The organism is Corynebacterium sp. PCR 32, assembly GCF_037464985.1.
In the GTDB taxonomy this organism is placed as follows: Bacteria; Actinomycetota; Actinomycetes; order Mycobacteriales; family Mycobacteriaceae; genus Corynebacterium; species Corynebacterium kroppenstedtii_D.
Genome location: NZ_JBAHVL010000001.1, coordinates 173,930 through 198,882 on the forward strand (window position 1 = coordinate 173,930; position 24,953 = coordinate 198,882).

Sequence of the window (24,953 nt, forward strand, 5' to 3'; positions counted from 1 at the left end):
GCGCGTTGCGCGACCGCCGTGCAGAGCGCGACACTACCCAGATCCGCCTCAGTAACAAAGCTGACAAACCTGTGGGTGCTTCCTCACCTAGATTACGTGACAGCGCTACAAACGCGACTCGACGGCATCACACTATGCCTCCAGACGGGGCGACACACCACCACAAACAACCGCATCAGACCCCATCACGACCGTGGACGCCCACGAGGCGAAGTCACTGACGACTCCCCAGGAATCCAAAACCGCAACAGCGCCCCAGTATTCTTAGAAATTCCGATCCTTGGCCCCGTGACGTACTCAACACACTGATCATCCGGAAGATCACGGCTCAAACGAAGCGCAGATACCTCACCACTGCCGGCATCCCCAGCACCGCCCGAACCAATCACACCACCGTCATCATGCTCCACAATAATGGGCGCCCCATCGAGATGAAGATCAAAACCCAACGACGCGCCCACATTCCCAGGCCCCCGAGCAAGCCCAGCACGCTCCGCACGATCCCCCCGCCGAGCACGCACCACATCATAACCATCAACAACACGACCCGCCCGGAGCAAAAGCCCCGACGCCACCCCATCCGGCGCGCACACAATATTCCCCGCACGATGTATGCCATAGCTGGCATACACATAAAGATGCAGCGGGGGGCCAAACATCGTCGCGCAACGGGGTGTAGGACCACGGTAGGCATGCGACGCAGAATCAGCCTCACCGAGATAAGCCTCCACCTCTGTGATTTCCAACGCAACAGGTCCTCGACGAAGCGTCGCACCCAACACATAAGGCGCAACAATGTCGGCCGGGTACGCAAACAAATCCGGAGGAAAACCCACGCAATCCACCTCCTGAACAGCGAAACACTTGTAGATGGCTTATCCCAAAGACACCATACCCACCACCGTCCCCACCACAGCACCACGTCCTACTCCTCAGCCGACCTCACCACCCAGCCGGACCGAATATAAGGGCAAAAAAGTAGAATGAATCACAATGAGGGCGTAAAAGTAATGAAGTGAGCAGGGAAAATTCGGCCATTCGCGTTGCGCCACGGCACAGACATATGCAAACCTGGGCAACTCGGCCACAATCCCACCCACCGCACTGGCCAACCGACGACCACAACAACGCGCCAACACCAACAGAAGAGGAAGCGTGATGCCTGTGGGGAACCTCATCCGCAAAACTGTGAACCTTCTTCACGATTACATGGACACAGTTCATCACACCACTGACCCCCAACACATGACGACAGACGACACTCCGCCCCACACGACCACACACACATCACAGAACGCTCACCAACAGCGCACTCATCGCCACTGGCGAACACGCGTGAGCACACGTGCCCTCGCTCGCGGAACAATGGCCAGCAAAACAGCCGTCACCAAGAGCACACAAGCTTCAAAACAAGCCGCCGTGAAAACAGGCCAAGCATCCCTCGCTGTCGCATCAAAAACCGCTCGATCCTCCCGGGACGCCGCCGTCAAAACGGGCAAAGCATCCCGCCAGGCATATAACAGCAGCAAACAAGTCGTCGTCGAGCGCATCCCAGACCGCAAACCCATCCCCAGACAAACTGAAATGGGATCACGCCGCGCACTCTTCGCCCTCATTGCCCTCTCGATCGGCGGCTTCGGTATTGGTACCACGGAGTTTGTGTCCATGGGCCTGCTGAAACACATCGGCGCAACCTACAACATTTCCGATGGTGCCGCCGGAGGAATCATCACCGCCTATGCGATGGGGGTTGTCGTCGGAGCTCCGCTCATCACAGCATTAACTGGTGCCATACCACGCCGACGGTTACTCCTACTCTTGATGGGGGCATTCACCGTCGGCAACGGACTGAGCATTGCCGCACCGAATTACACATTCCTCATGGCGGCACGCTTCATCGCCGGGATCCCCCATGGTGCGTTCTTCGGAGTTGCCTCGCTCGTAGCGGTGTCGCTGTCGAAACCAGGGAGGCGAGGCCAAGCAATCGCTATTGTGAACCTGGGGCTGCCCATCGCAACCTTAATTGGTGTACCTCTTGCGCAGGCAATTGGACAAGAGCTGAGCTGGCATTACGCCTACGTGATGGTCTCCCTCATCGGGCTTGTGACACTCATCTCGATATGGATCACCGTGCCACACATGACACTGATGGTCACCACCAACCCCCTGACAGAACTCAGCGCCCTAGCTAAACCCCAGGTCCTCCTGACCCTACTCATGGGCACCGTGGGCTTCGGCGGAATGTTCGCCGTCTACACTTATATTTCCTGGACGATGACGGAAGTTGCGGGCCTTCCCGCCAATCTCATGTGGATCGTATTGATGTCATACGGCCTCGGGATGATTATCGGCACGTGGTTTGGCGGGAAACTCGTGGATGATAACCCAGAGCGTGGTATTTTCATCTCACTTATCACCATGACGGTGATTTTGACCGCGTTCTTCTTCACCTCCCACAACCCGTGGCTGGGGACCATGAATTTCGCGATGATCGGAATGTCCGGGTCGTTGTTGACCCCGAACCTTCAATCCCGCCTCATGGATACGGCCGGGGAAGCACAAACACTTGCCTCAGCGTTAAACCAGTCGGCTCTCAACCTTGCGAATGCTGGTGGGGCGGTCGTTGGGGGATGGGTCGTCTCGGCGGGGCTCGGGTACTCCAGCGGTGGCCTGGTAGGCGCCCTCATGGCATTATTGTCCATGGCTGTGTGGGCTCCCGCGGCGCTGGCGCGTACACGCGCATCAGCGAGGCTCGAGGCGGTGTAAGCAGACTGCTTCTTGGCCGTATACCATGTCCGACATGCCTCACCTCAGTGCACCGATTACACCAAATGACGACAACACACCAGGGCACCGTAATTCTTTTGCGGCCTCTGCGGGTTCATTTGCTGCATCAACATTGACGGTTGCGACGATCAATGTCAATGGTATTCGTGCTGCGGTGAAACAACGGTCCGTCCAGAACCGTGGTTTTCATCAATGGCTTAGAGATGCCAACGTGGATGTTGTGCTTCTGCAGGAAGTGCGTGCGTCAAAAATCCAGGCCGAGAATGCGTTAGAACCCGAGCTGAGCGACGGATGGTCGCTCGTCGTGGCCCCGGCAGAGGATCGTGGACGCGCCGGCGTGGCCATCTTGTCGCGGCTGCCGATCAACGACGTGAAGGTCGGCATCCCCGAATTTGAGGAAGCAGGCCGGTGGATCGAGGGAACTGTTCACGCGGGTGGAGACCTTGGCGACGTGCGCGTCGCGTCGTTGTATCTTCCGAGCGGTGGATGGAACGAAAAACAGGACGACAAGTATGCATTCTTAGATTCTCTCGCCCCTGTTCTTGACCACCGTGCCGGCCAGTATGACAAGATGCTGGTTGCAGGGGATTGGAACATTTGTCATCGCCGTGAGGATCTCAAGAGTTGGAAAGGAAACCGTAAACGAGCGGGATTCTTGCCTGATGAACGCGCATTCATGGATTCTGTTTTTGGCCCCGGGCCGGGTGCAACTGTCTCTGAAATCAACGATGCTGTGGAGGCACCTCGCGGCGTGACATTGTCCGATGGGCGTCGGCAGGGAAATGCTGGTGCGATCGGCGACTTCTTTGGGTCGAAGGACTATCAGCCAGCCATGACAAGTGCGAGGATGCCTGCAGCCAATCCGAAGTGGGTCGACGTTCAGCGGTCATTTCACGAACAGGAAGAAGGCCCCTACAGTTGGTACACTTGGCGTGGTCAGGCATTTGATACGGGTGCTGGGTGGCGGATTGACGTTCATGCTGCAACACAGTCGTTGGCCGACCGGGCAGTGGCTGCCCGTACGGACGTTGCCGATAACTATGACCTTCGGTGGTCGGATCATTCGCCTGTCGTCGTTGGATTTCACTAGAGGGTGTGGTGACCGTTTGTGGGATCCCCGACGTCGGGAAGTACTCTACATCCCATGACTGTTGATAGTGAACACACACACATCTCCGGAGAGCCCACGTCCAGCGGCACAGCCGAACACAAACCTCGCGTGGTCTCGGGCCTGCAACCGACCTCTGATTCCTATCATTTAGGTAATTACCTGGGGGCAGTTCGGCAATTCATTACCCTGCAGGATTCGTATGATGCTTTTTATTTCATCCCTGACCTGCACGCGATTACCGTCGATCAGGATCCGCAGCAATTACGGAAGCGGACGTTGTCCGGTGTTGCGCAGTTGTTGGCTTTGGGGATTGATCCTGACCGGTCGACACTGTTTGTCCAGTCGCAGGTCCCTGAGCATGCTCAGCTAGGGTGGATTATGACGTGTCTGACTGGGTTCGGAGAGGCCAGCCGAATGACGCAATTCAAAGATAAGTCTGTGAAACAGGGGGCAGATCGCACAAGTGCTGGCTTGTTCACCTACCCCATGCTGATGGCTGCGGACATCCTTCTCTATAAGCCGGAGTTGGTGCCGGTCGGTGAAGATCAGCGTCAACATATGGAGCTTACTCGTACCCTCGCACAGCGGTTTAACTCTCGTTATGGGGAGACCTTTGTGGTGCCTGACGGTTTCATTCCCGCGGGGGCGGCAAAGATTTACGACCTTCAGGAACCAACATCGAAGATGTCAAAATCTGGGTCGAATCCCAAAGGAATTGTTAATTTGCTTGACGATCCAAAAGTGTCAGCAAAGCGAATTCGCTCCGCCGTCACTGATAACGATGCAGAGATTCGTTATGACCAAGCCACCAAGCCAGGAATTTCTAACCTCCTAGTTATTCAATCGTCCTTAACGGACCAAGATCCCGAAACCCTCGCAGCACGTTATCAGGACGCTGGGGCAGGGTACGGCGAGCTGAAGAAAGACACGGCCGAGGCGCTCGAAGCATTTACTACTCCGCTCAAAGCGAAATACGAAGAATTTATGTCAGATCGTGCCCAGATGGAGAAAATTCTTGCCGATGGTGCCGAGCGCGCCCGCTATGAAGCACACAAAACTTTGCGTAAGGTGCATAAGAAAATCGGTTTTTTACCTAAACACCGATAAGCGGTGACCTCAGCCGCCTTCTTGGCTGAATCACCAGCTGACACCGTAACAGGAAGGGTGATTGTGGCTCCAGCGAAAAAAGCGGCAGGTAATGATTCTGGGCGTGCAGCAGGGTACACCGGTATGGAACGGTTCTATGACGACGAGCTGAGCACAATTGAGAAAGCTCGTGCCCGCTTCCCATGGTTTGACCACCTCATGCGTATGTCAGACCGTTATAGTGAACAGGGTGGTAACCATTTCGCAGCAGGCATCACCTACTTCTCGGTGCTCTCTCTTATTCCGATCATGTTGATCGTCTTCGCCGGATTTGGTTTCGTTCTTGCAGGTAACGACGCCGCATTAAACAAGGTGCAGCAGCAGATCCTTAATCTGGGAACCGGGGGCCTCCAGGAGACTTTGCAATCCCTGGTTGATGTGGCTGTCCAGCGGCGCAGTTCGATCGGCATCATCGGTCTGCTGACCGCATTGTGGACTGGCCTTGGGTGGATGGGTAACCTCCGGCTCGGAGTATCGGAGATGTGGAAGGTTAAGATCACCCCAGATAATTTCGTGAAAGGGAAGCTGTCAGACCTTGTTGGTTTGGTTGGGCTCTTAGCTGCTTTTACCGCGGCATTTGTCATTACTGCCATCGGGTCGTCGAGCTTGACGAAAAAGTTCTTAGAGTATGTTGAATTGGATTCGGTGCCCGGTATCCACTTCGTGACCTGGGTGATTGCGTTCATCGTTGGGTTGTTGGCGAACTACATCGTGTTCGTCTGGTTGCTCAAATTCTTGCCGCGGGAACAGGTCCCGTGGCGGTCAGTTCTTCAGGCAGCAGCGATCGGTGCTTTCGCTTTTGAGTTGATTAAACAATTTGGTGCTGTCTTTATCTCATCGACGATGAGTAATCCGGCGGCAGCAGCGTTTGGCCCAGTCATTGCGATCATGGTTCTCTTTTACTTGATTTGGCGCGTTGTGTTGTATTGCTCTGCATGGGCGGCAACGACGCAGGAATCGCGCAAAGTTGTCGATGTTCATACTCCGCCACCCGCGATTATTTCGGTCCGCGGCGAAGAAGCTGACCACGAGCCTACGTCAACGAAAGCCAGCTGGGTTGGGGCCGGCGCGGTGGTTGGGGCGATCGCCGTCGGTCTCGTCGGAGTCATGTCTGGCAGGGAGAGCCGCCAGAAGAAATAGGTGACTATACGCGAATGGCGACCTGGTATGGGGCTGCTACTCCGAGGGTGAGTACGGCACGGCGGACCCTGAGCATTAGGCGGGGTGTCAGTCGTAAAAATAGGACCTGGCCACGGACTATCCGTTTGTGGCCAGGGACTGTTAAATCGGGTCTGCTGCTGGTTATTGGCGAGTAGGCGCGTCCTCAATGGTCGGCGCTGCCCCAAGGGCTGTACCGGCGTTGATGAAGGCCTGATCGATGTGAGTGATGGTCGTGAGGACCGCGGAGCGAACCGGGGCGGCAACGCCGGGGACTGTTTTATTGATGGTGCTGGCGGCTATTGCGAACGCGTTGCTGGCCGCTTGTGCTGTGTCGGCGATGTGGTGCACAGTGTGGTTGGCATGGTCGGCCGTGGCATCGATAGCGGCTTGCTTATCTTCCGCGCGATGGTGTGCGTAACCGTGGGCATCGTTGGTGATGGCATCAATGGTCTGGTTGGCGCTGGCTGCTGCACTATCAACGGCTGCTTGTGCGGCGTGGCGGGCAGTGAGTGCCGTTTTAGCATAGTCATTAGACGTGGCCGCGGCGCCTTGTGCAAGGGTGGCAGCAGCCGCTGCTCCAGTGGGGTTGTGGAGTGATTGTGCGAGGCGGCTGGCGTTATTGGCGACTGCCGCGACCTGGGTGCCGCTATCGGCGTTTGCTTGCGCGACGATGTTGTATGCGGTGTCGAGGGAGCTGTACACGGGGGCGAGGAGAGTGCTCACGGATGTGTGGGCGTGATCATCAGCGGTGTCGATGGTGGCGTTCCATTGGGCTGTGCGTGCTGCAGCCGTATGAGATGTTGCATGGAATGCTGCGGTGAGCAATCTATGGCTGTTGTGGTGGGCGCTATCGATGGAGGTTGCGAGTTCTGGGTCTACCGGGTGTGAGGGGAGTGGCGTTGGGTGTGCGGAGGCGGCTCCGGCGCCTGCTGCTAGGAGGAGTGCTGCAGAGGCAACAATGGCGGCCGATGAGGCGGCGCGACGGCGTGCGTGGCGTGGTGGGGTCGTTGTGGTGTCGGTGTGTGACTGAAATAACAAAGAATGTTTGGTTTCCATATCTGTAATGTAGTCCGATTATTGCCCCAATGTAAGGGGAATTCTTAGGTAACAACAGTGACACAAAGAATAAATTGAAAGACTATCCACGTGTGTACCATGTGGACACTATTGACATGCGCGTGAACCATGACGCCGTGCTCCGCGAACGACGCTCCATATAAGCGTAAGGAGACTACCAGGCCATCCCACGCCATCAGCTAGCCTGAACCATATGCCAATGAACGCACCACATTCGCACCGCCTGCCCAGTACGGGACCACAGCCATCAATGAGCCCAGACCACAAACATCTTGATCGCGACATTGTTGCTCAGTTACCGAAAGTGGAACTCCACGACCACATCGACGGCGGTATACGTCCATCCACCCTCCTCGATCTCGCTGCACAGCATGGTTACCAGGGACTTCCCGACGAAGTCATGGCACAACCCGAACACACACGTGCGACATCACTTGAACAATGGTTCCGCACCTCAGCACAGTCCGGTGAGCTCACCCGTTACCTGGAGCTTTTCGCCCACACCACTGCGGTGATGCAAACATCTGAGGCCATCGAGCGTGTCACACGCGAAGCCGTCGAAGACCTCGCTCGCGACGGGGTGGTCTATACAGAACTCCGCTTCGCACCGGAACAACACCAGGAGCAAGGCCTCGACCTTCACCACATTGTGGACGCTGCCATCACCGGTCTCCGCGCCGGAGAACAGAACGCCGCCAGCGAGGGAAATCCCATCGTCGCCAGGCTCATCCTGTGCGCAATGCGTCACAAGGAACGATCAGCGGAGATTGCACAACTCACTGTCGACAATGTCGGTCATGGATCCGGATACGTGGCGGGCTTTGATCTTGCAGGTCCGGAGGCGGGTTTCTCTCCGCGCGATCATGCAGACGCGTTGACGTTGCTGCGTGAAAATCTGGTGCCGTTTACCATCCACGCTGGCGAAGCAGCCGGAGCCGCATCGATCAAGGATGCTGTGGCGTTGGGTGCCTCACGCATCGGACATGGGGCCCGCATCTATGAGGATTTTGGTGCTTCGCTCGACGGCATTGACCTGGGAGCCGTCGCGTCATACGTCCGTGACCGTGCCATCGCCCTTGAACTGTGCCCAACGTCGAATATTCAGACTGGACTCGTCGATGTGATGGAGGACCACCCACTATCCCTCCTCCATGACCTCGGTTTTACCTGCACGATCAACACGGATAATCGGACAGTCTCCGGTACCACCCTGACCAACGAAATGATGCTCCTGGGGGAGTACTTCGATTTCGGATACGACGAATTACTCCAACTCACACTTAACGCAATGGATGCAGCATTCCTGCCATGGCCAGACCGGCACCGCCTGGCCACCGACCTCATCATCCCCGCCTACGAGGACCTCGTCAGCGACCCTGACCTCCGACGCAACGTCGACACCGCCCCTACCCCTGCTCAGAGTGAGGATACTGGCGCTGGGGCACTCACTATTGATTTAGGGGACTTAGGCCTCGACGGACTAGACGAGCTCGGCCTCGACGACGGGGAAGGAAGGGGACATCGTTGATGAGAATAGTGATACTGGCCTCGGGAACGGGGACCCTACTCCACAGCGTGATGGACAACATCGACCCCACACGCGTGGACATCGCAGCTGTCGGTAGCGACCGGGAGTGCGAAGCATTGAACCGTGCTCAGCAGGCGGGGCTCGCGACGTTCCTTGTCGGCTATGTACCAGGTTCCACCGATCGCGCAGCCTGGAACGACCAGTTCGCGAGCGTTATTTCGCGCTATCAGCCTGACCTTATTGTGTGCGCCGGGTTCATGCGGATTCTCGGGACGACAGTGGTGAATGCATTCCCCGGCATGATTATTAACACCCATCCAGCATTGCTCCCATCCTTCCCGGGAGCCCATGGCGTTCGGGATGCACTCAATTATGGGGTGAAAGTCACGGGTACAACCGTCCACGTCGTCGATGCTGGGGTGGATTCAGGCCCGATTCTTGCTCAGAGACCAGTAGTGGTGGACCCACAGGACACAGAGGCTTCTCTCCACGAGAAAATCAAAAAGGTCGAACGCGTACTCCTGGTCGACGTGATCCACGACATCGCAGACGGCAACATCGAAACCACGCAACGCGCCCCAGGCAACACCATCCCCACCGGGCAGGAGCAACGACAGTGCGGCACCGACAAAGCTGGCAACGCGCACACGGCACAGGGGGGAGCGGGGGTAAAACCCTGACCTGAACGCAGCATGACTGTTCCTGTTCAGACTATCTGAATCGTTCAACACCAGCGGAAACAGACTTGACCACCCGTTCAGGGGACGGTGGAATAGTCAGGTTGACCACAGATGTCGTTAAGACTGATACCAGTGAAGGATCGGGATACCTGTGCACCATCGTGTCTCACATAGCGTTCGACGATGTGTCGTCGCCGTTGTCGCCGGCCTGGTCGCCGTCGCAGGATCGGCGTGCTCGTCCACCGGGGGCGCCCCGCGAAGTAACGGTCACGGTGGGGGAGGCGGAACCGTCGATACGCCCCGTATGACAGTGGCCATGGTGACTCACGGCGCACCCGGTGACACCTTCTGGGATCTTGTTCGCAAAGGTGCTGAAGATGCCGCGAAAAAGGATAATGTCGAATTCCGGTATTCCTCTGACCCTCAGGCACCCAATCAAGCTAACCTCGTGCAAAACGCCATCGACTCCAAGGTCGACGGCATTGCCGTCACGATGCCGAACCCTGAAGCTATCGGTGCTGTCACTAAAAAAGCCAGCGACGCACACATCCCGACGGTTGGGTTTAACGCAGGCATGAATGTGTGGCAAAAATACGACCTGAAGGGCTTCTTTGGCCAAGACGAGAAAATCGCTGGCCAGGCTGTGGGTACGAAACTCCGTGAGCAGCATGCGAAGCACACCCTGTGTGTCATCCATGAGCAGGGTAATTCCAGCCAAGAAGCCCGCTGTGGGGGAATGAAAGAGAAGGTGAACACCGACATTCTCTACGTCAATGGACAAGATCTGCCCTCTGCACAAGCAACCATTCAATCGAAACTCGCACAAGATACGAGCATCGATTGGGTCATAGGCCTCGTTGCGCCGGTAGCTCTCCGCGCCGTCGACTCTGTACGGGACGCAGGTTCACACGCCAAAATCGCGACATTCGACACCAACGCTGAATTGGTGAACGCCATCAAAGCGGGGACTATCCAGTTCGCAGTGGACCAACAGCCGTACCTCCAGGGCTACATGGCCGTCGACTCCTTGTGGCTGCATCGGCGCAACGGCACAGCGATGGGTGGGGGACGCCCGGTGTATTCAGGCCCGTCGTTTGTGGACCAATCAAACGTTGACTCTATGGCTACTGCTGCCCGGGAGGGGCTACGATGACCGCGACTAATAGTTCCGCCGCATACCCTTCTCCCGCGACCTCTGCCATTGCCGCCCGTCGACCATTGTGGCAGCGTGCGCTCACGCGCCCAGAGGCTGCGTCCATATTGGGTGCAGTTATTGTTTTTTCCCTTTTCATGGCGGTAGCGCCGTCGATGAGGTCCCTCGCAGCGTTGTCGACAGTGCTGTATGCGTCGTCGATGATTGGGATCATGTCACTGGCCGTCGGCATGCTCATGATCGGCGGTGAGTTCGACCTATCCTCTGGTGTGGCCGTGACGACGGGCGCCTTAGCTGCCACGATGATGGGCTACAACTGGCACCTGAACTCATGGGCTGGTGTAGCGCTCTCACTACTATTGGCCATCGCGATTGGTACCCTCAACGGGGTCCTCGTGATGAAGACCGGCCTGGATAGCTTCCTCATCACTCTGGCGAGTTTCTTAATGCTCCAAGGTCTGAACTTGGCGGTCACCAAGTGGGTAACTCATGCGGTGTCCACCCCCTCGATCGCAGACATGCAGGGCTTCGCCAGCGCCAAAGATGTGTTCGCCTCATCAGTGACCATTGGTTCTGTGTCCGTTAAGGTCACTGTGTTCTGGTGGTTACTCTTCGTCGCCATCGCAACGTACGTGCTGTACTCCACGCGTCTGGGGAACTGGATTTTTGCCGTGGGAGGCGACCACAATTCCGCCCGCGCACAAGGTATCCCGGTGATGCAGGTGAAAGTGCTCCTTTTCATCGGTGTGTCCGTGGCCGCCTGGTTCGTTGGCATGCACACTCTCTTCGCGTTCGATTCGGTGCAAGCTGGGCAGGGCGTCGGCAATGAATTCCTGTACATCATCGGTGCTGTCATTGGTGGTGTCTCCATGAAGGGTGGACAAGGAACCGCTATGGGCACCGCGATCGGTGCATTCATTTTCGGTGTGATTAACCAAGGAATTGTGTATGCGGGCTGGAACCCAGACTGGTTCAAATTCTTCCTGGGCGCCATGTTGTTGCTCGCTGTGCTATCAAACCGCGCCATGGAAAAGAGGAACAGTACACGATGACTCCCACGACATCCACGACGCCTGATACATCGGTAACACCGATACTTGCCCTGGACGATGTCACCAAAGCCTATGGTACGCATGTGGCTCTCTCCCACATGACTCTCACCGTATATGCGGGAGAAGTGACGTGTGTGCTCGGCGACAACGGCGCGGGGAAATCGACACTGATCAAAACCCTGTCTGGCCTGCATAAACCCACCGAGGGTGGGGTCCTTATCGACGGTGAACCAGCGGAGTTGACATCCCCGAAGGATGCCATTGCCCGTGGAATCTCGACGGTATTTCAAGACTTAGCCGTTGTTCCGGACATGCCCGTGTGGCGCAATTTCTACCTAGGACACGAGGTTATTCGGGGGCCGAGGTGGTTAGGGATGCTCGCGCCACTGGATACCGAGTTCATGAAGGAAACAACAGATAGAGCGTTGCAGTCAATGGGCATTGCACTGCCCGATGTGACGGTACCGATTTCGACGTTGTCTGGGGGGCAGCGGCAGGTAGTGGCTATTGCCCGGGCAGTGCATTTTGGTGCGCGCGCGATCATTCTGGATGAGCCCACTGCCGCGTTGGGTGTGAAACAGTCTGGGATGGTGTTGCGTTTCGTGCGCCAGGCCAAAGACCGTGGGCTGGGCGTTATTTTGATAACCCATAACCCGCATCACGCGTACCTGGTGGGGGACCATTTTATCCTGCTTGGTCATGGTCAGATGCAGATGGATGCGGGGCGTGAGGAGATCACGCTAGAGCAGCTCACCGCCCAGATGGCGGGCGGTGAGGAATTGGAATCCCTCTCCCACGAGCTTGGTCACGGGAGAAGCTAGCCCCGGTTAGCCTCTCCTAGTGGGCTTACGATTTGCTGAGTCGCTTGCTCAGTGTTTCTTCGAGTCGGCGCCATCCGTTGGCCTCAGTGTCGTATGGCGCTGAGGGGAGGTAGTTGGACGATGTTCCAAGCATGTAGGACACATAGTCCTGGAGTTCGGGGACAGCGAGGAGAACGGAGTTGACGGCGTCATCTTCTGCCCAGTCGGAGGCGTCAGCGATGACTTCATAGGCCTGTCCCAGTTGGTCGGTGTCGACAGCATTGGGGCCTTGGGCAATGGATTCGGCCAGGTTGGTGAAAACGTAGTTGTTGGTCGGATGTGTTTCTATCTTAAGTTCACCGATATTGGCTTTATCGACAAGCTCACCCCAGGTGGCCATGGCAGCGAGGTCATGATCGTGGTGGTCAACAATCCATCGGCTAAGTTGGCGGCCGGAGGTGAACGTATGGATCTGGCCGTATTTGCCGAGGAACAGTGGCCGATTGTCGACATAGCACCGCAGGGTGTACAGTGTGCGGCCCCCCATGACAATGGTGATGGGGTCGATGCCGACAGACGCCCAGATGGTGGAGTCGTACGGGTCAGATACCGGTGTGGAGCTTACGTCGTTGTTGTCCGCTTGGGAGGCTCGCGCGGCGGCAACCTCGTGTTCGTGATCCTCACGTGTCGCGATGGCATCGTCGATGCGTCGTTGAGCCTCGTCAATGGCATAGCCGGAGTCCCCGCCGGGGATGGAGGGAGTGGTGAACACTGGTGTCTGCGGCCGGGAGGGGCCGGTGTCGTTGTCGAGGGCGTCGAGGACTGGCCCCCAGTTGGAAAGAATGGTCTGACCTATGGCGGACCATTCCCCGCTGCCGTCATCTCCAGCGAAGTGTTCGGCTCCGCGGTTGAGGTTGGAGAGCAGTGAGTAGCTATTGAAAAACGAACTGACACGCTCGATTCCGCACACACGACCGAGTGACCGTGCGATCGCTAGGCTGCGTTCGACTTTATCGACAGCTGCATAGGAAGGCTTTTGGGCCAACATGGCAGGAACAGCGACCAAGTCATAGACGTGGCGCGCGGCAGGAACGGCTTGTGATTCTGCGTCTTTGTTGATGAACGCGCGCCATTTGGGGTGTTCGGCAAGGTCGATAGGTGCGTCGGAGTGGATGTACGCCAGTAGCTCGGCAGGTGAGGTGAAGAAGTAGAGGCTATCGTCGGATCCGAGAAACGCTTGCCATTCTTCACCGTTCTCCCTCCAGGACGGTGCCCACAGGGTGTAGTACGTTCCGCTCGTTAGTTCCAGTTGGACTGGGATGATGCTCTCGGTGGCCATGGCCTCTCATCGTAGCGTGCTTTGAGTTACGGGTCATTACGTGTCGGGGTGTGGTCGTTTGTCGGTCGCTATCCAGTCGGGCGGTAAAAGCCGAGGAAGTTCATTCCCATGTTGGTCGTCCGCAGCGGCGAGATTTGGACAGGGTCTCCTGCCTCGACCATATTGCCGTCGCCGATGTACATAGCAACGTGCCCATCCCACACAACAAGATCACCGGGGAGAAGACCATCCTGGTTGACTGGTGTGCCGACAGTCTGAGCTTCGGCGAGGCGCGGAATGTCGACACCAGCTTGCGCATAGGCCCAATGGGTCAGCCCGGAGCAGTCAAGGCCCACCCCGGGCGTGTTACCGCCCCATTGGTATGGCGTCCCCAGGGCGCTGAGGGCGGCTTCAACAGCCCGTTGCGCTTGCGGTGACGCCCCACTCGTGGTGGCTCCCGGAGCCCGTGGCGGTGGGGTTACAACCGGTACCACCGTCGGCGGGGGTGGTGGTGTTGGGGAGGGGGCGGGGGCCCCGAGAGATGGGCTACCCCCACCTGTGGAATCTGTCGGCAGGGGCGCTGGCATCGCTGTCGTCGCGACGGTAGGGACGGGGACAGCTGTGGCAGGAGCGGTAGGAGTTGGTGGATTCGGTGGGATATCGATATCACAGTGAGGATACGACGGTGCCGGATGATCCAGAAGCTTCTGAAGCGCAGTGACGTCCTGCTCAAGGTCAGCATTAATACGGTGTATTGTCGCGTCTGCGTGCTGCCGAGCATCCGACGACAAGTGGTGTAAAGCTGCCAGGGGGTTCTGCTCGGGAGCCTGGGGAAGCGGTCCTTTCGCAATAGCCATCGTCATGATCACATTGACCAGTGGTGTGGCTTTATTGAGGTAATCGTTGGTGATGCGGGACAACTCAAGTGCCCCGTTCATGACAGTAGTGGTCATATGGGTGCACACTCGTGATGCCTCATCAGCATCTCGACGTAGTGATTCTCCACTGTCCCCAGCGCGGCGAAGCCCGTCCTGCCAAGCGACACCAGCATCACCAGCAAGCGCAGCATCAATGGCTGACGTTGCTTCTTTCCACGGCCCCGACAGGGTTGCGCTCAGGTCGCGGTGTGCAGCGTTGAATAGCGGAAAATTCTCAGAAAAACGTGGGGGTGGACAGTCCGGGGTCACGGGGAGATGGGACGTGACATAGTGAACCGTATCCTCAATGAGGGCAGTCACCCCAGAGGGAGCTGGTGAAACGGTGTGAGGCATGGGCTAGTGCTTCCCTCCGGCGATGCCAGCAGACTGCGACTCCATACGCACTGTGGCAACGCTATCAGAGTGAGCAATCGCATCAGCCAACGTCCGGGTTCCTGCGGATATGGACACCATCGATTCATTGAGCCGCCCAAGTTGCTCAGCCACACGGTCATGATTCTGGCTGAGGAGCTCGATAGCACGGTGGAGTGCTGGCAGAGCTGATGCGTCGACAGCCTGTCCTGGCGGATGCGACACCGCCCTCGTTCGAATCTGGTGCACCGCGTCGGCGCACTCTGCAATCCGGTCCGCTGCGGTACGCAACACCTCTGGCTGTGCGGTGATATGCCCCGTCGTTCCCGTGTGTATGCCTGTGCTCATGAATCGTGCCTCTCGTGTGCTCGGAGTGAGGTCTCTATGAACTAGTTAGACGCACGAATTCCGTTATGGTTCCCCACCGGTAAGCTAGTTGGTATGGAGATTAAGGTGGTAGATCACCCATTAGTGATGTCGAGACTGACAATCATGCGTGATAAACGCAGCACAAATGATGTTTTCCGTGCTGCCTTGTCAGACCTAGGCATGATGCTGGTCTATGAAGCCAGCCGTGATCTTAAGGTCGATACTTTCCCCGTCGCCACCCCGGTCGATACTGCTGATGGCCACCGCCTGACAGAACCGCCCATCATTGTTCCTATTATCCGCGCCGGGCTGGGCATGGTAGATCCTGCGTTGTCGATGATTCCAGATGCTCAGGTTGGTTTCATCGGTTTGGCTCGTGATGAGCAGACCCATAAACCAGTGCCATACCTGGAGGCACTGCCCGATGATCTCTCTGGGCGCCCGGTGTTCCTTGTTGATCCTATGTTGGCGACCGGCGGATCTCTTCTGCACGCGATTCGACTTCTCGCAAGCAGAGGAGCAGACGACATCACATGTATTTGCATGGTGTCAGCCCAACCGGGGGTACAGGCGTTGACGGATTCCGATCTTCCAGTCACCCGGTTGGTCACGGCGACGATTGACTCCTCGTTGAACGACGATGCATATATCGTTCCTGGTCTTGGGGACGCCGGAGACCGATTGTACGGACCCCGTAATATTGATCTCTAGGAGCACCGAGCCGGTGCAACACCCCAGACAGTGACAGTGGGGGTGTTTATGTTCCGGGGTGGACCCAGACCACGCGGACGGCTTAGTTTATCCTGGGGAAGACGAGCTGCGCCTTGACGACGGCCGTAGCGCTCCCCGCACCCATGACATCAATAAAAGAACCTCAGCGAGGACTGCTGTTCACGATGATTGCTTCGGGTATTCTTTCGTGCGTTGGGGCCGGTCCTTGTCAGTGTGCACTGGACATGCCCCTGAAATATCACCACATCGAGGAGCAAACTGGTGGCTAAACGGATCGTGATTATTGGCGGAGGCCCTGCGGGTTATGAGGCCGCATTGGCTGGTGCGAAGTATGGGGCGGAGGTCACGGTCGTTGAAAACCAGGGCATGGGAGGATCCTGCGTCCTCCACGATTGTGTTCCATCCAAGAGTTTTATCGCTGCGACGGCGATTCGCACCGATATGCGCCGAGCCGACGCGATGGGATTCCACGCAGGATATGACGGGAAGAAGCTTCCATTCGCCGAAGTCAATAAACGTGTAAAGCATCTGGCCAAAACACAATCTGACGATGTGCAACGGCAGATGATTGCCGCGGAAGTTCGCCTCATCCCGGGCACAGCCAGGTTGGATGATTACGAGCCCGGCGGCACAATTCACACCATTGTGGTGGAGCGTGCCGATGGGGAGGAGGAAACCATTGAATGTGACCTCGTCCTCTTGGCAACAGGAGCTACGCCGCGTGTTTTGCCGGGCGCAAAACCGGATGGAAAGCGGATCCTGACCTGGCGACAAGTATATGACCTGGAAGAGCTTCCCGAACATCTCATCGTAGTGGGGTCCGGGGTCACTGGTGCAGAATTTGTCTCCGCTTTCACCGAATTGGGCGTCGACGTCACCATGGTGGCCTCTGGCGATCAGATTCTTCCTCATGAGGATTCCGATGCTGCCCAGGTACTAGAGAACGTGCTCGATGAACGTGGCGTTCACCTGGTGAAGCGTGGCCGGTGTAAAGCCGTCGAATACACCGATACCGGGATTAAGGTCGTTCTGAGTGACGGCCGTGAAGTCGAAGGATCTCACGCGCTCATGACCGTGGGGTCAATCCCCAACACGCGGGATCTTGGATTAGAAAAAGCCGGAGTTGACCTCACAAGGTCAGGGCATATTAAGGTCGATCGCGTATCACGGACATCCGTGCCGGGGATCTACGCAGCGGGGGACTGTACAGATTTATTCCCACTGGCCTCTGTCGCAGCCATGCAGGGCCGCATCGCGATGTACCACGCACTCGGTGAAGGCGTCACGCCCATTCGCCTACGCACGGTGTCATCGGCTGTTTTCACCCGACCAGAGTTGGCGACAGTCGGTGTGTCCCAGAAACAGATCGAATCCGGCGAGGTCTCAGCACGCATCGAAACCTACTCACTGAAAGGCAACCCGCGGGCCAAAATGCGGTCCCTCCAACACGGGTTTGTGAAGGTTTTCTGCCGGAAGAACTCCGGCATTGTCATCGGTGGTGTCGTAGTGGCCCCGTCCGCATCCGAGCTGATCTTGCCCATCGCCATCGCTGTGACCAACCGGCTGACAGTCGATGATCTCAGCCGCACATTCTCGGTGTACCCGTCTCTCTCAGGGTCGGTGACTGAGGCAGCACGTCACCTCGTCGCACACGACGACCTGGATTAGAGCACAGTGACGGTGAGCCCCAAGTAGCCTTCAGCCCAGCGCGTGATGGTTCCCTTGGCCTCCTCCACAGCATCACCGACGGTTTTTTGTTCGGTATCTGGTGGGGTGGGGATTATCCGTGATGGGTCGCCAGCCGGGCGGATGGACACAATTGCGTGAGTGGCAACGGGCGTGTGATGGTGGGAATGATCACCGTGGACGGGGTCGGCGCAGGTCAGTGGGGTGGTGTCTTCGGCGGGATCCATTATCACACCGTCACCGGCGAAGAGAAGAGCTTCAGCCACCATTTCCACCTGTGTGTGCTCGCACACCGCCCACGACAACGCCGTGCCCGTCAGCCACTGATTCCGGCGAAGCTCCACCAGAGTGCCACACATCGACGCGCTACGGGCCCCAACAACATGCTCACTAGCAGTGGTACCCGTTGATGACGTCGTACCGTTGCCTGCGGCCCAATCAGCAACAGCCACCAGTGCTGGGATGTCGTTAATACGATCATCGGCCGACAATGGGCGCAGATAGAAACGCCCGCCGTTCAACTGCATAGGTTCCACGGGTCATCTACCTTTTCGTTATTCGCAAGAATCAAGTTTCACCGGGACAATCACCGCCGACGGTTCTGGGGGTGAAACCGTGGTGGGTGACATGACTACGTGATGTGTGAGCCCCCCGGGGTGTCCCCGAACCCGTCGTGGTCATCATCAGCAAGACCATAGGAGGAGCCACGAGGAGTGTCGTGCGCCATTGTTCCATCCTTGTGTGAGGCGGGCGCGCGAGTTCCCGTGTTAAACATCAGGTTCAGCACAATTGCCGCAACCGAGCCCACACAAATCCCCGACCCTAGGAACGTCTGCGCCCACGTCGGCAACTGAGAAAACAGTGTCGGTGACGTCGCAGGTAACAGTGCCAACGCCAGAGGAATCGCCACCACCATGATGTTCGAAGAGTTGAAACGAACGGACGACAATGTCCGTACCCCCGAGGCGGCAACCATCCCAAACAATGCCAAACCTGCGCCCCCCAACACCGGCGCCGGGATGGCGGCGACCAGTGATGCCGTCTTTGGAATCAGGCCTAGTACGATCAGCATCCCACCCGCGATGGACGTCACCCACCGCGACCTCACACCCGTAATAGAGAGTACGCCAATGTTCTGAGCAAACGCGGTGTACTGGAACGTATTAAACACTCCACCAACGACAGTTGCTGCACCATCGGCGCGGAGACCATCGGCGATACGTTTGTCGTCGATAGGGGATTCGGTGATTTCACCAATAGCAACAATGTCACCAGTGGCTTCCACCATGGTGACCAAGGAGACAATACACATCGCAATTACTGCAGACGGAATGAAATGCGGGGCACCAAAATAAAATGGCTGGGTGGCGCCGATCCAGTGCGATGATGCCATGGTGTGCCAATCCACCATTCCCAGCGGGATACACAGCACTAATCCCGACAACATCCCTACCAGTACCGAAATGCGAGCCAGCCAGGCTGGACCCCACCGTTCAATGAGCAGGATGAGCATCAACACGAACGTGGCAATTAGAAGATTCTTCCCCGTCCCATAATCATGGGTGCCTTTCACCTCAGCACCACCGCCAACCCAATCCGCAGCCACCGGCATCAGCGTTGCACCAATAATCAGCAGCACAGTGCCTGTCACCAGAGGTGGGAAAAGACGCAGCAAACTAGAAAACAGTGGCGCAAAAATAATCATGAACAGGCCCGACGCAATCACCGACCCGTAAATCGCCGGCACGCCATAATGCGAGCCGATACTCACCATCGGGATCGCAGCAGAGAACGTACAACCCTGAATCAGCGGTAAACGGACACCAAATCGCCACAGGCCAACAGACTGCACAATCGTGGCAATACCAGCGACAAGCAGATCAGCTGCAATGAGATGAGGTATATCCGACGATGTCATACGGCCAGCATCGACGAGCGCATAACCAACAAAAAGAGGCACAGCCACAGCGCCTGCATACGCCGCCAGCACATGCTGGAAACCCAAAATAAGCGCTCTCACTGTGCCTGGCCACGCGTCCACAGCGATGGCCTGGTCTGACGATGACGTGGTGGTAGTGGGGGAGGTCACGAATTGCCAGTGTAGTCAAGCACAACTGGCGCAGTATCAATCACCTCGGTGAGCACCCGACGACCTGAGCTCCATGAGCACCTCACCCTTCGAGACCCCTACACCTGCCTCCACCCTCAACCCAGTCACCGTCCCTGACTTCGCCGCCTTCACCGGGTTCTCCATCTTCATCGCTTCCAGAATGAGAATCGTCTGACCCTCCTCAACATCCTGGCCCTCGACAACATTTACCGCCACAATCGTCCCCTGCATCGGAGAGATCACAGCATCACCTGAGATCACCGCATTACCACCACTACGACGCTTCCGCCGTTTCGGCCTGCGAGCACAAAGACCAGCACCCCGACTGCCAGTGCGATCACCGACGACAAAGTCACCCGGCATAGCCACTTCAACACGCCGCCCATCGATTTCCACAACGACTCTCTGCAAAGGAATAGAGGCCTCGGCCCCAGGGGAACTATCCGCCCACGGGCGCACCGTGGACCGTGGCATCCATTCCTGCTCAACCCACTTCGTATATATCTCGAATGACCTACCGTCACCTACAAACGCAGGATCCTTCACAATGTCACGAAAAAAAGGAATGACCGTCGGTATCCCCTCAACCTCGTACTCATCCAATGCGCGGGCAGCGCGAGCAAGAGCCTGTGAACGATTGTCACCCCACACAATGAGCTTCGACAGTAATGAATCAAAATGGCCACTTACACTATTGCCCTCGCGAATACCGGAGTCAACACGAACACCCGGGCCCGACGGCATCACATACTTCGTGACCATACCCGGTGACGGCACGAAATTATTCCCTGGATCTTCACCATTAATACGGAACTCAATGCAGTGGCCGTGCGGCACGGGATCCTCCTTATGAGACAGCTCCTTGCCCTCGGCAATACGGAACTGCTCGCGCACCACATCCCACCCCGTGACCTCCTCTGACACAGGGTGCTCAACCTGCAACCTGGTATTCACCTCAAGAAACGACATCACGCCGGCATCATCCACCAAATATTCAACGGTACCAGCGCCGTAATACCCCGCTTGCCGGCAAATATCCTTCGCCGACTGACACAAACGTCTATTCTGCTCCTCCGTGACGAACGGGGCGGGGGCTTCCTCCACCAACTTCTGAAAGCGACGCTGCACCGAACAATCGCGGGTTGACACCACCACCACGTTGCCGTGCATATCGGCTACCACCTGACACTCCACGTGGCGAGCTCTCTCCAGATAACGCTCCACAAAACACTCGGACTGACCGAACGCAGCCTTAGCCTCACGAACCGCAGAATCATAGAGACCACGAATCTCATCGACGGAATGGGCCACTTTCAGCCCACGTCCACCACCGCCACACGCGGCCTTGATAGCAACAGGAAACCCATGCATTGCAGCGAACTCGATCACTTCGTCGGCCCCCGTGACCGGCTCCTTCGTTCCCGGAGCCATAGGAGCGTGGGCGGCACGAGCCAGGCTGCGAGCCGTCACTTTGTCCCCCAGCATCCGAATCGACCTGGGTGACGGGCCAATCCAGATCAACCCCGCATCCTCAACAGCCGTCGCGAAATCAGCATTCTCCGATAAAAAGCCGTAGCCAGGGTGAACAGCATTCGCACCAGACTTGGCTGCCGCCGTGAGAAGCTTCTCACTATTCAGATAGGAATCAGCTGGAGTCTGGCCACCAAGAGCAAACGCCTCGTCGGCAAGGTGAACAAAGGGGGCCTCAGCATCTGGCTCTGCATAAACCGCAACGCTCGCAATGCCAGCATCCTTCGCAGCGCGGATCACGCGGACCGCAATCTCACCACGGTTCGCGACGAGAACTTTCGAAATTTTCCTGATCGCGATAGCACTGTCATCGGTGGACACGAAACCTCCTGTATTCATTGCGCAACAATCGGGTGTGTGCATGAGAATGCAGTCGCTCCGACGACACTGTGCCGGTTCACCATGGTAAACACCAGTCAACATAGGGGAGCACAGGCGTTCACAACACGGTCACGAGGAAGGGAGGACTCCCGTCACCACGTCCAGGTACACATGGTGACGAATGCACAAAACTAAGGGACAGCCTTCATTGTTGCACAGCTGCTACGACGACGGCGTGTGATCGATACCACCGTCAACAGCAACTCCGACACCGGACGGTTTACTCGGCTCGAGAAATAGGCATCCCCACCATATTTCCCCACTCAGCCCACGATCCATAATAATTTTTCACATCCTCCCAGCCCAACAGATAGCGCAACACAAACCACGTATGCGCACTCCGCTCGCCCGTCAAGCAATATGTCACTGTCGGATCCGACGAATCCAACGCACCGAAAATCTCCCGCAGCTCATCGGCACTGCGGAAATCACTATTCGGGTACACAGCCGAATCCCACGGAATGTTCACCGCGCCGGGAATATGACCGGTCCGCAACGTCCCCTTCGCAGAGGGAGACGGGCCAGAATCCATCGACTCACCGCGATACTCCTCGGGTGTGCGTACGTCGATGAGCTGTGAAGATTCATAATCCCGACACACATCCTGCACAGAGATACGTTCACTTAGCGCCAGGTCTGGAACAGGGTAGTCAGACTCCGGATTCTCTGGAACAACAAACGACGTTTCACGCTCCGCGCGAATCCAGGCATCACGGCCACCATTGAGTAGCCGAACATCGGGATGTCCGTAGAGCGTAAAAACCCAAAAAGTGAACGCCGCCCACCAGTTGGAATGATCGCCATAAATGATGACGGTATCATCGCGCCGGATGCCTTTGGATCGCATCAACCTCGCAAAACCTTCAGCGTCGATGACGTCTCGTGTGAGCGGATCAGAGAGGTCGCGGCGCCAATCGATACGCATAGCCGTCGGAATATGACCAAGATCGTAGAGTAAACTGTCCTCATCCGACTCCACCACGCGAACGTCTGGGGAACCGAGTTTCGCCCCCAACCATTGTGACGTGACAACCTTGTCGGGGTGTGCGTAATCCTGAAGGAGCGGGTGAGGGTCAAGGGGCGCAGCCATGGTGTCCAATCCTATAAGACCACCACGACGTGGGAGGCAAACTACGGACATAACGTCTCAGACCTGCATGTCATGGCGGTACGGCATGACCTGGCCGAGGGTAATATTCTCGTTGACATTTTTCACAGCGGAATACCCGGCGTGAACAGTGCATGGCCACCAGTGTGGCGTCTGGTCACCTCATGAATGGCGGGGACTATCAGGCTCTGACAGTGGACTGTCGTCTGCACTGACAATCCGGGCGTGAGACATCATGGTCACCCGCCTGGCCTTGTTGTCTGGAGCCACAGACGACAGTGAATCGACAAACCGACGGTGATACCGAGGAGTGTAGGCGATGCAAAAAAACATCGTTGTGTTCGAAGTTCAGGGCGGACATGACAAGGGGCCGGATGGACACCGCCCTGATACCATGCCCATTGTTCACGCTATTAACGCTCATGACGAATGGAACGCCCAGGTGATCTACTATGATCACACCACGATTGACGACATCTTTGACACAGTGTCAACCTCGTCCGATGGTTATATATCCCGGGTCAATCCAGGCATGATCCCAGGTGGGGAGCAAGGCTATTTTGATCTCCTTACTCGCTTGAGCAACGCTGGCCTCGTTGGTATGTCCACTCCGAAGACAATGCTCGAATACGGGGCAAAGGATGCGCTGGTGACACTCAGCGACACGCCTCTTGTACCCTCTGATACCGCCGCCTACTACGATATTCACAACTTCCGCGAGACGTTCCCGATATCGCTGTCCTACGGTGAACGCGTCGTGAAACAGAACCGTGGTTCCGCGGGCGCAGGCATTTGGCGGGTCCGCATCGATGATGACAACGTGGCAGCATCCACGGGTCCAGGAACTGCTGTCCCGCTCGATACGATGGTGGTTTGCACAGAAGCCATCGACAACCACACTGAGCACACACAACTCGGCGATTTTATGGACGTGTGCCACCAGTACATCGCCGGTGATAGCGGCATGCTGATTGATATGCGTTTTATGCCCCGCATTATTGAGGGAGAGATTCGCATCCTGGTGGTAGGAGAAAGGCCGATGTGCGTTGTTCACAAGAAGCCGGCTGCGGGTGGAGAGAATTTCTCAGCTACGTTATTTTCTGGCGCCCACTACACCTATGACAGGCCGGAAAAATGGCCCGACCTTATCGATAGGTTCATTGCTGCTCGGCCGATCATTGCTCAGAAGCTAGGGGGTGACGAGGCTACTCCGTTGCTGTGGACCGCTGACTTCATCCCTGACGATTGCGGCAATGGCGAGGACACCTATGTTCTTAGTGAAATTAACTGCTCATGTGTCGGATTTACTTCTGAACTGGACATGGGTATCCAAGACGCCATCGCCGCCGAAGCAATCCGGCGTGTGGAGGACGCACGAACCTAACACTCAATACCCGGGCCCTCCATGGTCAGCGCACTGTGCAACCATCAGTGCCAACCGGTATATGCCCGTGACCGGCCCTCGACCACACCCGCATCGATTAGTTGGCTGTGGTACGCCCGTCGATGAGGGTAGCAACACATGATGGATCGGAGTCAGCAAGGAGCGCTCGACACCGCTCGTATTCGCCGTCTTCACCGATTGCCTTCGCAGCCAGTGCCAGCGCTGCAATGGCACGAAGGACACCACGATTCGGTTCATGAGACCACGGCACCCGCCCCCAACCCTTCCACCCGTTCGCGCGGAGAGAATCAAGACCACGGTGGTACCCCGTTCGTGCGAATGCGTACGCAGTGACTGCCGGGCTGAGCCCATCGACATCATCGGCAGCGGCCAGAGCAGCATCCGCAAGCTCGGCCCACGCCAGAGAACTCGTCGGGACAGCGATGACGACACTGCTCAGGTCGTTTCCGTCGTCAATCAAGGCTTGGGCAGGATCATTAGGAAGCTCGACGGGCGGAGGTGCTAATAAATCGCGATGTTCACTCATACCC

General features: G+C 57.0%; 22 protein-coding genes. 12 read left to right on the forward strand and 10 right to left on the reverse strand.

Annotated features, from left to right (window positions below; translation table 11 throughout):
• Window positions 1-185 precede the first annotated feature (185 nt).
• Entirely contained in the window at window positions 186-836 is a 651-nt protein-coding gene (locus tag V5S80_RS00700; RefSeq protein WP_395168850.1) for a DNA-3-methyladenine glycosylase, read from the reverse strand.
• A 748-nt stretch (window positions 837-1,584) separates the two neighbouring features.
• Between V5S80_RS00700 and V5S80_RS00705 the strand changes: the two genes are divergently transcribed.
• The 4 genes from V5S80_RS00705 to V5S80_RS00720 all read left to right on the forward strand — a co-directional run bounded on the left by V5S80_RS00705 (window position 1,585) and on the right by V5S80_RS00720 (window position 6,184).
• Complete coding sequence (locus V5S80_RS00705; RefSeq protein ID WP_395169390.1) at window positions 1,585-2,766, forward strand: MFS transporter; 1,182 nt, start codon at window positions 1,585-1,587, stop codon at window positions 2,764-2,766.
• A 25-nt stretch (window positions 2,767-2,791) separates the two neighbouring features.
• Window positions 2,792-3,877, forward strand: coding sequence for an exodeoxyribonuclease III (locus V5S80_RS00710; RefSeq protein ID WP_395168851.1), 1,086 nt, complete (start codon window positions 2,792-2,794; stop codon window positions 3,875-3,877).
• A 54-nt stretch (window positions 3,878-3,931) separates the two neighbouring features.
• Entirely contained in the window at window positions 3,932-5,005 is a 1,074-nt protein-coding gene (trpS, locus tag V5S80_RS00715) for a tryptophan--tRNA ligase (protein ID WP_395168852.1), read from the forward strand.
• A 63-nt stretch (window positions 5,006-5,068) separates the two neighbouring features.
• Window positions 5,069-6,184, forward strand: coding sequence for a YhjD/YihY/BrkB family envelope integrity protein (locus V5S80_RS00720; protein ID WP_395168853.1), 1,116 nt, complete (start codon window positions 5,069-5,071; stop codon window positions 6,182-6,184).
• Between the two features lie 162 nt (window positions 6,185-6,346).
• Here V5S80_RS00720 and V5S80_RS00725 read toward each other — a convergent pair whose 3' ends face one another.
• Window positions 6,347-7,261 carry a hypothetical protein gene (locus V5S80_RS00725; RefSeq protein WP_395168854.1) on the reverse strand — a complete coding sequence of 305 codons (915 nt, stop codon included), beginning with the start codon at window positions 7,259-7,261 and terminating at the stop codon, window positions 6,347-6,349.
• Between the two features lie 214 nt (window positions 7,262-7,475).
• Here V5S80_RS00725 and V5S80_RS00730 point away from each other — a divergent pair, with 214 nt between their 5' ends.
• From V5S80_RS00730 to V5S80_RS00750, 5 genes are all read left to right on the forward strand, one after another.
• Window positions 7,476-8,810: an adenosine deaminase gene (locus V5S80_RS00730; protein WP_395168855.1), complete on the forward strand. Its 1,335-nt coding sequence runs from the start codon at window positions 7,476-7,478 to the stop codon at window positions 8,808-8,810.
• On the forward strand, window positions 8,810-9,490 hold the full coding sequence (gene purN, locus V5S80_RS00735; RefSeq protein ID WP_395168856.1) for a phosphoribosylglycinamide formyltransferase: 681 nt from the start codon (window positions 8,810-8,812) through the stop codon (window positions 9,488-9,490). The genes V5S80_RS00730 and purN overlap by 1 nt, the downstream gene beginning before the upstream one ends.
• A gap of 208 nt (window positions 9,491-9,698) precedes the next feature.
• Window positions 9,699-10,643 (forward strand): substrate-binding domain-containing protein, encoded by a 945-nt coding sequence (locus V5S80_RS00740; protein WP_395169391.1) that lies wholly within the window; start codon window positions 9,699-9,701, stop codon window positions 10,641-10,643.
• Window positions 10,640-11,695 carry an ABC transporter permease gene (locus tag V5S80_RS00745; protein WP_395168857.1) on the forward strand — a complete coding sequence of 352 codons (1,056 nt, stop codon included), beginning with the start codon at window positions 10,640-10,642 and terminating at the stop codon, window positions 11,693-11,695. Before V5S80_RS00740 ends, V5S80_RS00745 begins: the two co-directional genes overlap by 4 nt.
• Window positions 11,692-12,516: an ATP-binding cassette domain-containing protein gene (locus V5S80_RS00750; protein WP_395168858.1), complete on the forward strand. Its 825-nt coding sequence runs from the start codon at window positions 11,692-11,694 to the stop codon at window positions 12,514-12,516. Before V5S80_RS00745 ends, V5S80_RS00750 begins: the two co-directional genes overlap by 4 nt.
• A 25-nt stretch (window positions 12,517-12,541) precedes the next feature.
• Here V5S80_RS00750 and V5S80_RS00755 read toward each other — a convergent pair whose 3' ends face one another.
• The 3 genes from V5S80_RS00755 to V5S80_RS00765 form a co-directional block, all read right to left on the reverse strand.
• Window positions 12,542-13,834, reverse strand: a complete 1,293-nt coding sequence (locus tag V5S80_RS00755) for a hypothetical protein (RefSeq protein WP_395168859.1) — start codon at window positions 13,832-13,834, stop codon at window positions 12,542-12,544.
• A gap of 68 nt (window positions 13,835-13,902) precedes the next feature.
• The gene (locus V5S80_RS00760; protein WP_395168860.1) at window positions 13,903-15,084 is read right to left on the reverse strand and encodes a C40 family peptidase; all 1,182 of its coding nucleotides are present in this window, start codon (window positions 15,082-15,084) and stop codon (window positions 13,903-13,905) included.
• A 3-nt stretch (window positions 15,085-15,087) separates the two neighbouring features.
• Window positions 15,088-15,450, reverse strand: coding sequence for a hypothetical protein (locus V5S80_RS00765; RefSeq protein ID WP_395168861.1), 363 nt, complete (start codon window positions 15,448-15,450; stop codon window positions 15,088-15,090).
• A 93-nt stretch (window positions 15,451-15,543) separates the two neighbouring features.
• Here V5S80_RS00765 and upp point away from each other — a divergent pair, with 93 nt between their 5' ends.
• A complete protein-coding gene (gene upp / locus V5S80_RS00770; RefSeq protein WP_395168862.1) occupies window positions 15,544-16,182 on the forward strand; it encodes a uracil phosphoribosyltransferase in 639 nt (212 codons plus the stop codon).
• A 282-nt stretch (window positions 16,183-16,464) separates the two neighbouring features.
• Window positions 16,465-17,871, forward strand: coding sequence for an NAD(P)H-quinone dehydrogenase (locus V5S80_RS00775; protein ID WP_395168863.1), 1,407 nt, complete (start codon window positions 16,465-16,467; stop codon window positions 17,869-17,871).
• Here V5S80_RS00775 and V5S80_RS00780 read toward each other — a convergent pair.
• The 4 genes from V5S80_RS00780 to V5S80_RS00795 all read right to left on the reverse strand — a co-directional run bounded on the left by V5S80_RS00780 (window position 17,868) and on the right by V5S80_RS00795 (window position 23,000).
• Window positions 17,868-18,416, reverse strand: coding sequence for a hypothetical protein (locus V5S80_RS00780; RefSeq protein ID WP_395168864.1), 549 nt, complete (start codon window positions 18,414-18,416; stop codon window positions 17,868-17,870). The two genes, V5S80_RS00775 and V5S80_RS00780, sit on opposite strands and share 4 nt — an antisense overlap.
• 104 nt (window positions 18,417-18,520) lie before the next feature.
• Window positions 18,521-19,978, reverse strand: a complete 1,458-nt coding sequence (locus tag V5S80_RS00785) for a nucleobase:cation symporter-2 family protein (RefSeq protein WP_395168865.1) — start codon at window positions 19,976-19,978, stop codon at window positions 18,521-18,523.
• Between the two features lie 36 nt (window positions 19,979-20,014).
• Window positions 20,015-21,850, reverse strand: coding sequence for an acetyl/propionyl/methylcrotonyl-CoA carboxylase subunit alpha (locus V5S80_RS00790; RefSeq protein WP_395168866.1), 1,836 nt, complete (start codon window positions 21,848-21,850; stop codon window positions 20,015-20,017).
• 280 nt (window positions 21,851-22,130) lie between these two features.
• Window positions 22,131-23,000 carry a sulfurtransferase gene (locus V5S80_RS00795; protein WP_395168867.1) on the reverse strand — a complete coding sequence of 290 codons (870 nt, stop codon included), beginning with the start codon at window positions 22,998-23,000 and terminating at the stop codon, window positions 22,131-22,133.
• A 337-nt stretch (window positions 23,001-23,337) separates the two neighbouring features.
• Between V5S80_RS00795 and V5S80_RS00800 the strand changes: the two genes are divergently transcribed.
• Window positions 23,338-24,402 (forward strand): Cj0069 family protein, encoded by a 1,065-nt coding sequence (locus V5S80_RS00800; RefSeq protein WP_395168868.1) that lies wholly within the window; start codon window positions 23,338-23,340, stop codon window positions 24,400-24,402.
• 97 nt (window positions 24,403-24,499) lie between these two features.
• On the opposite strand, the gene V5S80_RS00805 is transcribed toward V5S80_RS00800, so the two are convergent.
• Complete coding sequence (locus V5S80_RS00805; RefSeq protein WP_395168869.1) at window positions 24,500-24,949, reverse strand: DUF3151 domain-containing protein; 450 nt, start codon at window positions 24,947-24,949, stop codon at window positions 24,500-24,502.
• Window positions 24,950-24,953: the final 4 nt, after the last annotated feature.